The following is a 13847-nucleotide window of genomic DNA, read 5'->3' as shown; positions in this document are numbered from 1 at the left end:
CTGACAGCAATCCTTCTATTATAATTAATGAGGAAATTAGCCCCCAAGATACAGGGTCGGTCAATACTTCCTGCCACATGGCCCAATCAAAAAATTGCCTATATGTAGATAGAATTCCTTGAATGATCTCCACCATTTACCCTCCCACTTGTCCTAAGCTAATCTAGTATATGCTTGACCATTTTTGTTATGAGAGTTGTATTTATTTGATAAAACGCTTACATTTTAAAATAGACACGGAAAATTTAGAATTTACTAAAAATTAATCACAAAAAGCAAAAAAAGTGTGCTATTATAGATGAATGTTTTAAACGTATAACGGAGGATGAATACTATGGAAGTTGCTGATACTAGAACCGTGCAAGTAGAGAATGTCTTAATTGCACATCATTTTTTAAAAGATGTAGTTGTGCATACGCCACTACAAAAAAACGACTATTTATCCGAGAAATACGGAGCAAATATTTATTTTAAACGCGAAGATTTACAGCATGTACGCTCATTCAAACTTCGTGGTGCCTATTATAAAATTAAAAAAATTGAAGATGAAGCACGCAATGCGGGTGTGGTCTGTGCAAGTGCAGGAAATCATGCACAAGGTGTAGCTTACGCCTGTGCACAATTAAAAATTCAAGCTAGCATTTTTATGCCCCAAACAACACCTAAGCAAAAAATAGATCAAGTCCGCATGTTTGGCCGTGAATATGTAGAGATTATTTTAGCAGGCGATACATTTGATGACTCTGCCGAAAGCGCGTTAAGTTACTGTGAGGAACACGGTAAAATTTTCATTCATCCATTTGATGATTTCGATGTTATTGCGGGTCAAGGAACTGTAGCAGTTGAAATTATGAATGACATGGAGGAACCAATCGACTACGTATTTGGTAGTATTGGCGGTGGTGGCTTAATGTCAGGCGTTTCTGCCTACGTGAAAAACCTCTCCCCTTCTAGTAAAATTATTGGTGTCGAACCGGCTGGAGCGGGCAGTATGAAAGCTGCTTTTGCTGAAGGTGGTGCGGTGGCTCTTGATTGGATTGACAAATTCGTCGATGGAGCTGCAGTAAAATGCGTCGGTCATCACACATATGATGTTTGTCGTCGCTATTTAGACGACATACTACTTGTACCTGAAGGCAAAGTTTGTACAACAATCTTAGATCTATATAATAAACATGCGATTATTGCCGAGCCTGCTGGAGCACTGTCAGTTGCAGCTCTTGATTTTTATAAGGAAGAAATTAAAGGTAAGTCAGTCGTTGTCATTATTAGTGGTGGTAATAATGATATTGGACGAATGCAGGAGATTAAGGAAAAGTCGCTTATTCATGAAGGGTTGCTTTACTACTTCATTGTCAGCTTCCCTCAACGTGCAGGCGCACTACGCCAATTCCTCACTAGTGTGCTAGGACCAAATGATGACATCACTACGTTTGAATATACTAAGAAAAACAATAAAGAAAGTGGTCCTGCCTTAGTCGGTATTGAACTTGGCGATCGAGCTGATTATGAAGGGTTGCTAGCGCGAATGAATGAGTTTGGCTTCAAATACAAAGAAGTAAACAATGACCTTCAACTATTTGGCTTACTAGTTTAAAATAAAGAGTCTCACTGCTTAGCAGGTGAATTGATTTGGTCATCAACTTAAGAAAATAACAAAAGGAATCGAGCGTGAAAGTTCTCGATTCCTTTTAGCGTTCCAATTATCCTAATAAAGCACGATCTGAATTCATTTTTTCACCACGTATGCGTTCAAATTCAGCCATTAAATCTGGGATGGTTAATTTATGTTTACGATCTTCACCAACCTCTAAAATGATTTGCCCTTTATCCATCATTATAAGACGATTCCCTAAATCTAAAGCTTGTTGCATATTATGCGTGACCATTAATGTCGTTAAATTATCTTTTTCCACTAGATACTTTGTAATCCGAGTAATTAACTCTGCACGAGATGGATCAAGTGCAGCTGTATGCTCATCCAGCAATAAAATAGACGGTTTCGTGAATGTAGCCATTAATAATGACAATGCTTGACGTTCCCCACCTGACAGTAGGCCTACTTTTGCGGAAAGTCGATTTTCAAGATTTAAACCAAGCATCTCTAATGATTCCTTGAAAAATTCACGGCGCTTTTTATCTACACCGATACGTAAGCCTCTGCTCTTATTTCTTGAGTATGCTAATGCGACGTTTTCTTCAATTGTCATAGCAGGTGCTGTACCTGCCATTGGATCTTGGAACACACGACCAATATATTGCGAGCGTTTATATTCAGGTAAATTCGTCACATCATTACCATCGATGGACACTGTCCCAAAATCAGGTGTTAAAGCTCCTGAAATCATATTCATCATCGTAGACTTCCCTGCTCCATTACTACCGATGATTGTCACAAAATCCCCTGGTTTTAAGTGAAGATTAATTTCTGCAAGTGCAATTTTTTCATCTGGTGTTCCTTCATTAAACACCTTATTAATGCCAAGTAATTTAAGCAAGGCCTTTTCCCCCTCGCTCTACAGTTTTTACTGGTTTAAGTTCTGCAGCACGTTTCGCCTTTCGTTTGCGCTCCTTAGTCTTATTGATAAATTGCGGTAAGACAAGTGCCAAAATAACGATGATTGCTGTAATTAATTTCATATCTCCTGAATCAAGGAAATCTACACGTAAAGCTAATGCTAGAATAATACGATAAATGATCGCGCCAGCAATGACTGCAAAAGTAGTACGAATAATTGTTTTTGTACCAAAAATGGCTTCACCAATAATAACCGAAGCAAGACCGATAACAATCATACCAATCCCCATACTAACATCGGAGAACTTCGAGTATTGTGCGATTAAAGCTCCAGAAAATGCGACAAGTGCATTAGAAAGTCCTAGACCTAGAATGATAAGTGTATCTGTATTTGCTGAGAAGCTACGAATCATTCGTTTATTATCACCAGTTGCTCGAATAGCAAGCCCTACCTCAGTCTTTAAGAACCAGTCTGCTAATAATTTAATTAAAATCGTGATGATTAATACGACAATCAGCACACTCCATGTACCTGGTACATGCTGAAATCCCATGCCTTTTAATAGGTTATTAAGAGCATCATCGATCCCTAAATTACTCCAAAATGTTTGAAACTTTGAAAATATCGTTTCTGAATTTAGCAGTGGAATATTCGGGCGACCTATCGTATTTTCTGCAGTAAACCCCATAATACGTAGGTTTATTGAGTACAATGCAATCATCATTAATATCCCTGATAATAGCGGATTAATCTTCCCTTTCGTGTGGAGAATTCCTGTCATACATCCAGCAATAAATCCAGCAACAATTGCCACTAAAGTCGCTAAGATTGGGTGGTAGCCAAGCAAGACCATTGTTGCTGCAGTTGCCGCCCCTGTTACAAAGCTTCCATCAACCGTTAAATCCGGAAAATCTAACACCCGAAATGTTAAATATACACCAAGTGCCATAATTGCATAGATGATTCCTTGCTCCACTGCGCCAAATAATGCTAAAAACATCGTTGAATCATCTCCTAAATCTCTTTTTTATTTATACCGCTTATAAATGAAGATAAAGCGGGGATAGTTCTCCCCCGCTTCGTTTTACTTTTCTAGAAGTTCTGCACCCCAAGAATCTTTAATTTCAATTCCTAAATCATCCGCTACCTTTTTATTGATTAGTAGTTTTAGATTTTGTGGATATTGTGCTGGTGTATCAGCAGGTGTAGCTTCACCTTTTAAAATTTTCACAGCCATTTGTCCAGCTTCATAGCCAATATCAAAATATTCGAAACCATAAGCAGCTAAACCGCCTCGTGCAACAGAGTCTAGCTCTCCTACGATAAGTGGTAATTTATTTGTGTTAGCAACATCAATAACAGATTCTAACGCAGAAACCACTGTGTTATCAGTAATAATATAGAAAGCATCTACTTTACCAATTAACGATTCTGTTGCTTGTTTCACATCTGCTGAAGTGGATGCCGAAGCTTCTACAACCGTTAAGCCTTGCTCACCCATAACTTTTTTCACTTCTGAAACTTGTGCTACAGAGTTTTGCTCACCAGCATTGTAGACCATACCCACATTCTTTGCGCCAAGCTCTTTTAGAAATGCTACTGTTTTAGAAATCGTTTCAGGATGTAAATCGATTGTACCTGTAACATTTTTTCCTGGTTTCTCCATTGATTCAATTAACTGTGCACCAACAGCATCTGTTACAGAAGTGAAGATGATTGGAATATCACTTGTAGCTGTAGCAGCTGCTTGAGCAGAAGGTGTAGAGTTAGCAAAAATTAAATCTACGTTTGCACTCACTAGATTGTTAGCAATCGTTGTGTTAAGACTGTTATCTCCTTGTGCAATTTGTGAATCATATTCAACTTTTAATCCAGCATCTTCAATTGCCTTTTTAAAGCCTTCTGTTGCTGCATTTAAAGATGGATGTTCAACAATTTGAGTAATGCCGATTTTATATGTTTTATCATCTGCATTTCCGCTCTCACTTGCGTTGTTTGATTCATTCCCTTTTGAATCCGTTGAACTAGAACCACCACTACCACAGGCAGCAAGAAGTAACACTAATCCAAATAGAAGGAATGACAGCTTTTTTACATTGCCCTTCACAAATAATCCCCCCGATTAATAACTAAAATATCTATCGCACTTTATCCAAACAAAGTGTGAATGTATCGCTATATTATCGTTATTATTGAGCCTCGTCAACAACATTATGAATGTTCTGACTTTTAAATTTAACAAAATATTTTAGCTAATCATTCAATTTGGCGCTTTAAACCGCTAAACTACGCTGTTTTAGTTATTCGTTTTCTTTTTTAACATAGTAAAAAATATTTATGACAATTTTGCGACGCTAGGTCATTGTGGACAAAGTCTGACATTTGACTTCTACTAGATATCTATAATAAAATGTTTACTTGTGTGAAAGCACCGTGGTTCGTAACCATCCCACGAAAAAATTATGATTACAACCGACTACACAAGATTAATAGTTTTATGTTCTAAACGTTGATATAACAGCGTTTTAAGACGTTTTTAGAAAAAACATAATTTACGTTACACTACAATAAAATTCAATTTTTTTTACACATTTTTTTCACAAAAGACTGTCCAAATAAGGCAGTCTTTTTCATTTTACTTATGCACAATATATACTCTCATGCGAGGCTCAATATACATTTTTTTATCAACAAGCTTATTAACATTTGTGGATTCCTTCTTAAACTTCATTTCCTCATATTGATCTTCCAAATCAAAAATTGTTAATTGCCCCTGCAGTTCTATATATTCAAAATGAGTCATATACTAGTCCCCCTTTCACCATTCCAGCCAGTTTTCTAAGTTTGGTCTACTACATATTTCCGAACGACTATCACGCTCATTCAGCCAGTTATAGAAAGGTACTGGACGCTCTCTATTAGCTGTTTCTTCTATAGATGATGAATTAGTCACCTTCTTATTAGAACGCTCTACAGCCTTGTTAAACGCCCCTACAAATACGGCTCTTAATGTGCTTGTAACTGTTAAAATACCTTCTTTAATATCCATAGCAATTTTAAATAGCACGTTCTTAGCTTTTATAAATTCATCCACAGAATTTACTTGTGTAGCCATTACAACCTTGTGTAATTCATCTTTCAAAGAATCAGTTAGAGGTAGACTATTCATGAAATCAAATAGCATAGCTTGATACTCATTCATCCATTCCTTATGAGCTTCTTTTTCAGCGTGAGCATTATTATATATTTCTTGTAAAGTGCTTGTTTTAAAAGATAAATGATTAAAAGATTTAGATGATTGCTTTTCTGTAAAAGTCTCAGAAACCGCGTCATTACTGATGGCCCGAGGTGTTTCTCGTTGGGACACGCTCGATGGGACATAAGGTAAAATGCGATAAATGCTAGCCCCTTTGATGCCGTTTAATTTCGTTCCTAGTACTTTTTCGATGATGCCTAATTCCTCTAACTTTTTAACGCTCCGATAAACTGTCTTTGTGCTGATCTCCAATGCTGCAGCAATTGTGGCAGCTTTCAAATGACAGGCTCCTGGATGCTCTAAGCTATGAGAAGCAAGTTTGAAAACGATGGCACGTTCTGATTCTGTTAAATCATAGTAATGAGCCGCAATGTGTTCCTCAACTGCTGTGTCCATGTCTGCTACTGATTCAAATGTTTTATAAGTTGCTAAGTATTCAAACGCCATCGTTTCCACCTCACTTTCATTATTTTTTATAACTAATTAATGATAATATATACCGAAAAAATTATAATGTAAAGTATTTTATAATTTTTTAGTGATATTTTATTTATTTTTAATTATCATTTGGTGTATTATAGTTATAAGAAAAATAAACGAAAGAAGGTGTTCATATGGGGATGGCTAAAAAAATAAAGATGCTTATGGTAGAAAAAGACTTAACGCTTTCCGAGCTAGCTGAAAAAATGGGTACTTCTCAACCCAACATTTCCAACAAATTAAAACGAGACAATTTCAACGAGAAAGAATTAAACCTAATTGCAGAAGTATTGGGAGTTAAATACGAAGCAAATTTTGTATTAGAAGATGGTCGTAAAATATAAAGCAGATAACTAACATGGTTGTCTGTTTTTTTATATGTACATTTGTCTCCTGATTCCCTAAAATGGAAATAAAGAGGGAGGAATTTACAAATGAAAAAAATAGTATTTAGTGTAGCGTTAGTATTAAGTCTTGGACTAGCAGGTTGTGGAGAAACTACTACAAAGGATGAGTCAACAAAAGATGAAAAACCAGTTGCTGAAACTTCTACTGATTCTAAGCAAGAGACATCAGCACCAGCTACTAAAGAAGATGGCAAATTAACTGAGGAAAAGTTCAAACAAATTAAAGATGGCATGACGTATGAAGAAGTAGTAAAAATTGTTGGTGCTGAAGGTAAAATAATGTCTGAAACGGGATCAGCTGGTGAACCTCACCACACAGTCATGTATGAATTTGAAACTGATGGTGTCATGGCATCTTCTACTATGATGTTCCAAGGTGGCAAACTAATCAACAAATCTCAATTTGGTGTGGAGACATCGGATATTGAAATTACTCTTGAGCAATTTAACAAGTTAGAAAATGGCATGACTAAAGAACAAGTATTTGAGATTCTTGGTGGTGAAGGTGCGGTTGTATCTGAATCTGGAGATGTAGTTATGTATAGCTATAATGGTAAATCATTAGGTGGTAATGCATCTTTAATGTTCCAGGGCGGAAAATTGATGAACAAAACTCAATTAGGATTAGAATAAAAATAAAGCCACTCATTTGAGTGGTTTTTTCTTTCTACCACTGAAGTACCCTTGGATCTCTTCTAGATTTAGAAGAGATCCTTTATTTGTTTAGATCAAATCTATCATGCGCATACTTAACAAACAACAACAAAAAAGAAGGCGAAAAAATGAACAGAAATTACAAATCCATTTTTCCACTTATTTTAATCACTTTATTCCTCTCAGGCTGTTGGGATGTAACTGAACCTCAAAGGATGTACTATATCAATGCTGTAGGAGTTGATTTTGAAGATGATAAATATAAAGTCTACTTACAAATTATCAATTTTGCTGATGTAGCTAGATCACAGCAATCTGGTGGTGATGTTGAACCTGCTGAAGTCGGGTATGCTGAAGGTAAAACAATCGAAGAAGCGATTTATAAATTGTACCGTTCATCTGATCAAGAGATCTTTTGGGGACATATGAGATACCTAATCTTATCAGAACGTGCCATGGAAAATGAACGAAGCATTCCTGTTATTGATACTTTTATTCGTTTTCGAGAAACAAGATATCATATTTGGGTTTATTGCACAAAGGACCCTATTAATGACTTAATGCTTGTAACACCAATTTTGCGAAATTCTTTGACAGCTTCAAAATTAAGTAATCCAATTAGTACTACTAAACAATTATCATTTGTTCAACCTATAAATTTAAGGGAATTAATTATTGGTTTAAATGAACCAAACCATGAGGTTGCTATACCTTATGTGACAATGAAGAAAAATTGGGAAAATGATGAAGAATTAATGGAGGAAACTACTTTTTCTGGCATAGGTATTCTCACAAAAAATGGGGTTAAAGGTTTTATTACAGATTCCTTAGCAAGAGGTAATCAATGGATGAATGAAGATACGAATCGGGGAGAAGTCACTTTTAAATTAGTAGGTGATGAAAGAGATTATCTAACCGTTGATTTAGATAAATTAAATCTCGAAGTTAAGCCCATTGTTAATAAAAACGATCAAGTTGAATTTGAAATTGATATCAAAATACAAGGAACACTCAATGGATTCAAAGGAAAGATTACTACGGATGAAGTGAGAAAAAATATCGCTCAACAAATAGAAAAAGAAGTTAAAGAAACTTATCAAGAAGGTCTAAAATTAGATGCTGATGTATATCGTTTATCAGAATATCTATACAGAAGTAATGTAAAGGTGTGGAAAAAAATCGAGCATAATGGAAAAATACCTTTAACGGAAGATTCAATAAGTAAAATAAATGTTCATGTTAATAAAATAAATCCAGGAAGAAAAACTTTTGATGAGACAATTGAAGAATAAAAAAGCCCGTTACCTTAATTGGTAATGGGCCTTTGAATTACAAGAGAGCTGATATTATCATTTTACTTCGTATAATTTTGTTATTTTACTTTCATTGTTATAAACCAACTTCAATCCTAACAGCTCTGCTAGTTCTCTTACTTGAACATGAGTCCTACCATCTATAATCACAGCTGGAATAGTTTTTGTATCATTTAGCATAACTTTAGCTTCTGTAATTTGCGCCCCTTTTACTTCCTCCAAGCCATTCAAGATGTCTAATTTGAATTGTGCCTCGGAGATTCCCATACTCGCTAAATACGAATAAGGATCTCTATGTGTCGTGCCTTTAAGATTATCTGTAATCCATCGATGTGACTTAATACCGTTACCTGCCCCATCTAATACAACAGGTATTCTAGCCTCTTTTGCTAGCTCTCTCAACAACCAAATATAAGCAGCATAATCCTTCTTGAATTGCTCTTTATCAGAAGTACGAGCCAATTCCACCTGGGCATAGCTAAGTGGATTACCTTTTGGACCACAACCATATTGTAACCTGCCTACTGGCGCAATTTGCACGATACGCCCTCCACCACCTACCCAGTGGGAAGTGAATGCCTCTGCTTTATTTCGGTTCATGTATGCAATTTCATTTTCTAATGCATTTGGACCTGTATTATTACCATTACCTGATTCATGGGCAATGACATACTTTACGGCTGTCAAAGCCTGATTAGGAAGTCCTGACATTAAGCGTTTTTCAATTGTATAGCTCATTTAACCTCACCCTCTCCTGTTTTATCCTTCACGATTGCTAAAATATTTTTTACAAAGTCAGGCATTGGCAAACCCATTTTAGTACCGTTCTCAGTGATTGAAATAAATTCTAGTACACAAAATGCAATGGCTGCTCCATCCCCTGCATACTCGATGCCAGGTATTACAACAGACAATAAGTAAACTGAACCGACTAGCATTAAGTAATAAATCTTTCGAATAATACCGTTAAAGCCTGTACGACTATTTAAGTTTTGATTTACGACCCCACTCATAATACCTGTTAGGTAATCAATGGCCATAAAACCAATCAAAACAGTAACTGCCATTCCTAGACCATCCACCGAATATGAAACGATTGTGCCTATCGTTCCACTCACTACAGCAATCCATTTTTCCATTTGAACACTTCCCTTTTCCCAATATAAAAAGGACACGCATTTTGCGCATCCTTAAAATTCCCAACTATTCACCAATAAAATTTCTATTTTAATTATTTAGTACTATATTAATAAATTCTTTATCAACAGCTTCAAAATTTGAAAAACCTTGTTTCTTTTTATTTGAATAAATCAGATTTGTATGTTCTTTTACTATTTTTTTCAAAACGTTTCTAACTATTTCATCTAATTCAATACTAATCTCACTCACTTTTGAAACATCCTGATAATTTATATGAGATCCATGAACAAACTTTGATCTAAAATCATAAGCCTTTTTTACACTGTAGAATAGATTCATTTTCTCATCAGAATTTCCACCTAATAAAGCTGCTACTCTTTCAGAAACTTTATAAGTATTTTCACCATTCACTGCACATAATATTTCTAAAATTGTAATGTAGCTAGCTATTTTAGATGGTAAAAATGTTTCTTTTCTAGCGATATCTAAATACAATAAAGCTCTACTTAAACTAGTAGTTTCGCTGTAAGGAAATAAACTAATATTTTCAACTTTATCTGATTTAATTTCTCTCTCTCCGCTTATCTTAATAGCATGAGTTGTAAGTACTTCAACCCAATATTCAGCTTCTTTGATATCATCATAAGTAAATGATACATCTTTAATTACTCCATCGGAGCAGGTGTAGTAAGCTGTATTCCTGAGAATCTGCGGGGGAATTACCTTATCACTTGTTATTGTTGTAACATACGGCAATACTGAGTTATCTTTAATAAACCAAAGAGACATCGCAAAGTATTTAGTTTTCATATAATGAATATGCATTTCTTGAGTTCTTATTGATTGATCTGCAGGACAATCATTATATATTACTACACATGCGAAATTATCTTTAACAGTGTTTAAGTGTACTAAACCAAAATTCTCTAAATATCCATAACTTTTTAAAATTCTCTCTAGATCACCTCTACTATTATTCAATAAGGTAAAGTTACCTTTATCCATATCATTTGGAAAAAGTGTGCTCTCCTTATAATTTTCTATTTTAAAATAGCGCAATGACGTTAATAAATAATCCATCTAAAGTCTCCCCTTTCATCTACTCAATTCGACAAAAAGAAGATTTATCCTACTAATATTTACATAATAAAAGCCCTCCACAATCATCAGTGAAGGGCAAAATCCCAAACTAAAATAACGCTAGACTATTGTCTGCGCCATTTTATTTATTCAGCTAAGAAATCTAAACCTGATTCCACTAAAATTTCTTTTACTCCTGGTTGTAATGTTGAAGGTACTTCACTATATTGCGTTTTACCTAAAATTACACGTTGTGCGAAAAACATTGCCATCATGATCTCACCTCCTTTAAAGTACAAAATAACCCATTTTAAAAAGCGCATCATTCATATACCTTCATCGCAATTTCTGCAATAAGGTCCTCCATGAATTCCATACGCTCTCCAAGGGCTTTATTTTGTGCTAGTAATAATTGTTTTTCTTTTTCTAGTCTTTCTATTGTTTCTCCTGGAGTTTCACCATTACCAACCTTTACAGGTTCCCCCATTGAGCCATCTTTTTCACGCTGATTATATTCCATAGCCATTACTCAATCGCCCCCGATATTAAGTGGATTTTATGATTTACAGCAGCATCTGGCCGTGTTGTAGAAAGTTTCAGAATGATATTGTCTTTCGGCTCTGTCGCTTCATGATAATAAGTATCCTCGACAATGCCGTTAGTGTTAGGCATAGGAGCTGTGTTATCGGCTGTTAGCGTTTGATACTGCTCTTGCTCACCAGCTAATGTCATGGATAACTCAACTTTAAGGTCCATATCCTCATCACGTTCAATAAATAATAAAACGCCCTTTGCGGTTCCAGCAGGAGGTGTAATCTTGTACCTCGCTACAGCATGCAAAATAGGCGTTTTCACTTCATTCTTTTTAAGTTTTATGGTCTTACTAACCTTAGCTCCATAATTGTCTATTGCCTCAACAACAACAATATTTTCACCTACAACAAGTTCAGCGAGTGATATATCAAACTCCCAAGCACCGCCAGGTCCGTTATAGATTTCGATAGGGTTTGTAGTATTAACTTTTTTTGTTACTTTCACATTTGAATTTGCATCCTGATCCGATGCAGTACCACTGATTTTAAATTTATCAGTATTGATAATTCCACTCGGCACAATTTCATCTATAGCAAGTAATGGCGCTCGATTAGGCACGACATAGAATGATCGCTCAATAGTAGCAGACTGACCGTTTTCACTGTCTACTGCCCAAACTTTTAACGTGTGTGCTACACCTTCCGCAAGCGTTCCAGTAAGCACCGTTTCGCCATCATACAGTTTGCCACCTTTAAATGTGAGCTGCTTGGATAGTGTTATTTGCGTTTGACTGACATTTGTTGCTAAGACTTTTCTTTGCTCGCTGTCAATCTGATAGAACACTGTAACCGATTGGTCTTTATCTGCATCGTAGGCATCGCCTGAAATGTTGATTGTGTCGTTTTCATAAAGCGTTTGATTGTTAGTTGGTGATGTCAATGTAATGTTTGGTTGATTATTCATCGAATATGTTCCGATGTATCTGACATCCTTAGGTGTTTGGAAAATAGCTGGTGGTGTAATGCCAAATGTTATTGAAAAACTAGGATCGTAAAGTGTAGAAACGTTTGTTAAATTACCAATAGTTGTATTGGTTACGACCACGGTTCTCCAAACGTCTCCGTCTTTAGTATATTGATTAACGTAAGAAAATGGACTCACGGCTAATATAACCAGATTGTTATTTTTGTCCACCGTTATCGATGGATCATTGCCCTCTTTCAAAACCTTTGCCGCACTCCAAACAACTCCATCTGCTGAACTAGCATAAAAAGGATGGAAATATGAATCCGTGGATATACCACTAGACCATGTTACATGTATGACGCCATTTTTATCTACTACAGCTGACGGGCCTCTCAAGGTGTATGTTGTTACTTGCGAAGATACTGGGTTATTAATCCACGTTGATCCATTAAAAGACATACACGAAATGAAATAAGTAGAAGTATTTCTATAGAAAGTTAAAATAAACGGCTTACCGTTTGCTACAACAATGGATGGGTAAACAAAGTGCCTATATTGATCGTTTTCTCTTGTAATTTGTTCGGGCGTTGACCATGTAACCCCTCCGTCTGAACTCTTTGCGTAGCGCAAGTTAAATGTGTTTGGATAAGTTGTATTTTTACTTGACCACGCCGCGTATAAGTGACCGTTTGACGGATCAACAGTTAAAGATACTTTATCCAATGACGATTGACTCGAATCAATGTTTTTGCCATTGACAGGTTCAATACCCGTTATAACTGTACCATCGGCATTATAGGCAAAAAACTTTATGTTTGTATTCGAGTGTGTGAAAGCAATGAAAAGGCGGTTTCCGTCAGTCGTTAGCGCCATTTCTCCAACCGAAAAAGGTTTACGTAAAAATTCCGAAAAAGTAATTCCGTTATCTATTGACTTGTATATTCTCCACTCGGTTGCGCTTGATATAACTGCAACAAATAGTGTTCCGTCTTTTAATCTAACTAATTTACGCCCACCATTACCCACTGTACTATACGGTTGATTAATTACAGTACCTGGAGGCAACGGCCCAACTGCCGCACCTTTTACATACCAAAAACCGTCCGTATGGCGTCCGTTTGCGGGATATGTGCCGTCCTCTGCGGCAATGTTGGATTGCACTAATGAGCCTTTTGAATAGTCTGTGCGTACTAGGTTTTGCTTGACCTCTGCCATTTTAAACATAACAGGCAAGTTTGCGGCTTGTACATAGTTCTGTACTAATTGCTGACCAGTATTACCTCCCAATGTATAGACAGGTGACGGGCCGCCGTTAGAACTAATGGCTGTTATTTGCGCGCCTGTTAGCGTAAATTTACCTGTATTTTTATCAAAACTAAAGCTCTCATAACCTGTTTTTACGTACTCGAAAGTATTTAATTCACTACCCCACGTATACGCATATTCATAGATAGGTGTTTCTATTACTGTAAATTTTTCATAATAATACTGTGCCATT

General features: G+C 36.1%; 15 protein-coding genes and 1 pseudogene. 4 read left to right on the top strand and 12 right to left on the bottom strand.

Translation table 11 applies throughout. The annotated features are described in order from the left end of the window. A pseudogene (locus RT445_RS00715) lies at positions 1–136 on the bottom strand (hypothetical protein); the annotation flags it as partial. A gap of 198 nt (positions 137–334) precedes the next feature. Between RT445_RS00715 and ilvA the strand changes: the two are divergent. Then, the gene (ilvA, locus tag RT445_RS00710) at positions 335–1597 is read left to right on the top strand and encodes a threonine ammonia-lyase IlvA (protein WP_274795489.1); all 1263 of its coding nucleotides are present in this window, start codon (positions 335–337) and stop codon (positions 1595–1597) included. 106 nt (positions 1598–1703) lie between these two features. Here the strand turns inward: ilvA and RT445_RS00705 are convergent, their stop codons facing one another. The 5 genes from RT445_RS00705 to RT445_RS00685 all read right to left on the bottom strand — a co-directional run bounded on the left by RT445_RS00705 (position 1704) and on the right by RT445_RS00685 (position 6222). Further along, complete coding sequence (locus RT445_RS00705; protein ID WP_274795488.1) at positions 1704–2498, bottom strand: ABC transporter ATP-binding protein; 795 nt, start codon at positions 2496–2498, stop codon at positions 1704–1706. After that, positions 2491–3519 carry an ABC transporter permease gene (locus tag RT445_RS00700; protein WP_274795487.1) on the bottom strand — a complete coding sequence of 343 codons (1029 nt, stop codon included), beginning with the start codon at positions 3517–3519 and terminating at the stop codon, positions 2491–2493. Before RT445_RS00700 ends, RT445_RS00705 begins: the two co-directional genes overlap by 8 nt. A gap of 84 nt (positions 3520–3603) precedes the next feature. Continuing rightward, a complete protein-coding gene (locus tag RT445_RS00695; RefSeq protein WP_274795486.1) occupies positions 3604–4626 on the bottom strand; it encodes an ABC transporter substrate-binding protein in 1023 nt (340 codons plus the stop codon). A gap of 528 nt (positions 4627–5154) precedes the next feature. After that, complete coding sequence (locus RT445_RS00690; protein ID WP_313469332.1) at positions 5155–5322, bottom strand: hypothetical protein; 168 nt, start codon at positions 5320–5322, stop codon at positions 5155–5157. Positions 5323–5337: 15 nt separating this feature from the next. Next, complete coding sequence (locus RT445_RS00685; RefSeq protein ID WP_313469330.1) at positions 5338–6222, bottom strand: helix-turn-helix domain-containing protein; 885 nt, start codon at positions 6220–6222, stop codon at positions 5338–5340. Between the two features lie 167 nt (positions 6223–6389). Here RT445_RS00685 and RT445_RS00680 point away from each other — a divergent pair, with 167 nt between their 5' ends. The 3 genes from RT445_RS00680 to RT445_RS00670 all read left to right on the top strand — a co-directional run bounded on the left by RT445_RS00680 (position 6390) and on the right by RT445_RS00670 (position 8608). Then, positions 6390–6599: a helix-turn-helix transcriptional regulator gene (locus RT445_RS00680; RefSeq protein ID WP_112117178.1), complete on the top strand. Its 210-nt coding sequence runs from the start codon at positions 6390–6392 to the stop codon at positions 6597–6599. A 90-nt stretch (positions 6600–6689) separates the two neighbouring features. Next, positions 6690–7295 carry a DUF3862 domain-containing protein gene (locus tag RT445_RS00675; protein ID WP_112117177.1) on the top strand — a complete coding sequence of 202 codons (606 nt, stop codon included), beginning with the start codon at positions 6690–6692 and terminating at the stop codon, positions 7293–7295. Positions 7296–7444: 149 nt separating this feature from the next. Further along, positions 7445–8608: a Ger(x)C family spore germination protein gene (locus tag RT445_RS00670; protein WP_313469327.1), complete on the top strand. Its 1164-nt coding sequence runs from the start codon at positions 7445–7447 to the stop codon at positions 8606–8608. A gap of 57 nt (positions 8609–8665) precedes the next feature. Here the strand turns inward: RT445_RS00670 and RT445_RS00665 are convergent, their stop codons facing one another. The 6 genes from RT445_RS00665 to RT445_RS00640 form a co-directional block, all read right to left on the bottom strand. Next, complete coding sequence (locus tag RT445_RS00665; RefSeq protein WP_313469325.1) at positions 8666–9367, bottom strand: peptidoglycan recognition protein family protein; 702 nt, start codon at positions 9365–9367, stop codon at positions 8666–8668. Then, positions 9364–9768 (bottom strand): phage holin family protein, encoded by a 405-nt coding sequence (locus RT445_RS00660; RefSeq protein WP_054549313.1) that lies wholly within the window; start codon positions 9766–9768, stop codon positions 9364–9366. Before RT445_RS00660 ends, RT445_RS00665 begins: the two co-directional genes overlap by 4 nt. Before the next feature lie 88 nt (positions 9769–9856). Beyond that, entirely contained in the window at positions 9857–10849 is a 993-nt protein-coding gene (locus RT445_RS00655) for a HEPN domain-containing protein (protein WP_313469322.1), read from the bottom strand. Between the two features lie 146 nt (positions 10850–10995). Then, positions 10996–11124: a hypothetical protein gene (locus RT445_RS00650; RefSeq protein WP_313469321.1), complete on the bottom strand. Its 129-nt coding sequence runs from the start codon at positions 11122–11124 to the stop codon at positions 10996–10998. A gap of 47 nt (positions 11125–11171) precedes the next feature. After that, on the bottom strand, positions 11172–11375 hold the full coding sequence (locus RT445_RS00645) for a hypothetical protein (RefSeq protein WP_313469320.1): 204 nt from the start codon (positions 11373–11375) through the stop codon (positions 11172–11174). Next, a complete protein-coding gene (locus RT445_RS00640) occupies positions 11375–13846 on the bottom strand; it encodes an Ig-like domain-containing protein (RefSeq protein WP_313469319.1) in 2472 nt (823 codons plus the stop codon). Before RT445_RS00640 ends, RT445_RS00645 begins: the two co-directional genes overlap by 1 nt. Position 13847 lies beyond the last annotated feature (1 nt).

The sequence above is a fragment of the Lysinibacillus sp. genome (genome assembly GCF_032093475.1).
Lineage (GTDB): Bacteria > Bacillota > Bacilli > Bacillales_A > Planococcaceae > Lysinibacillus > Lysinibacillus irui.
This window is presented reverse-complemented; position numbering and strand designations above follow the sequence as displayed.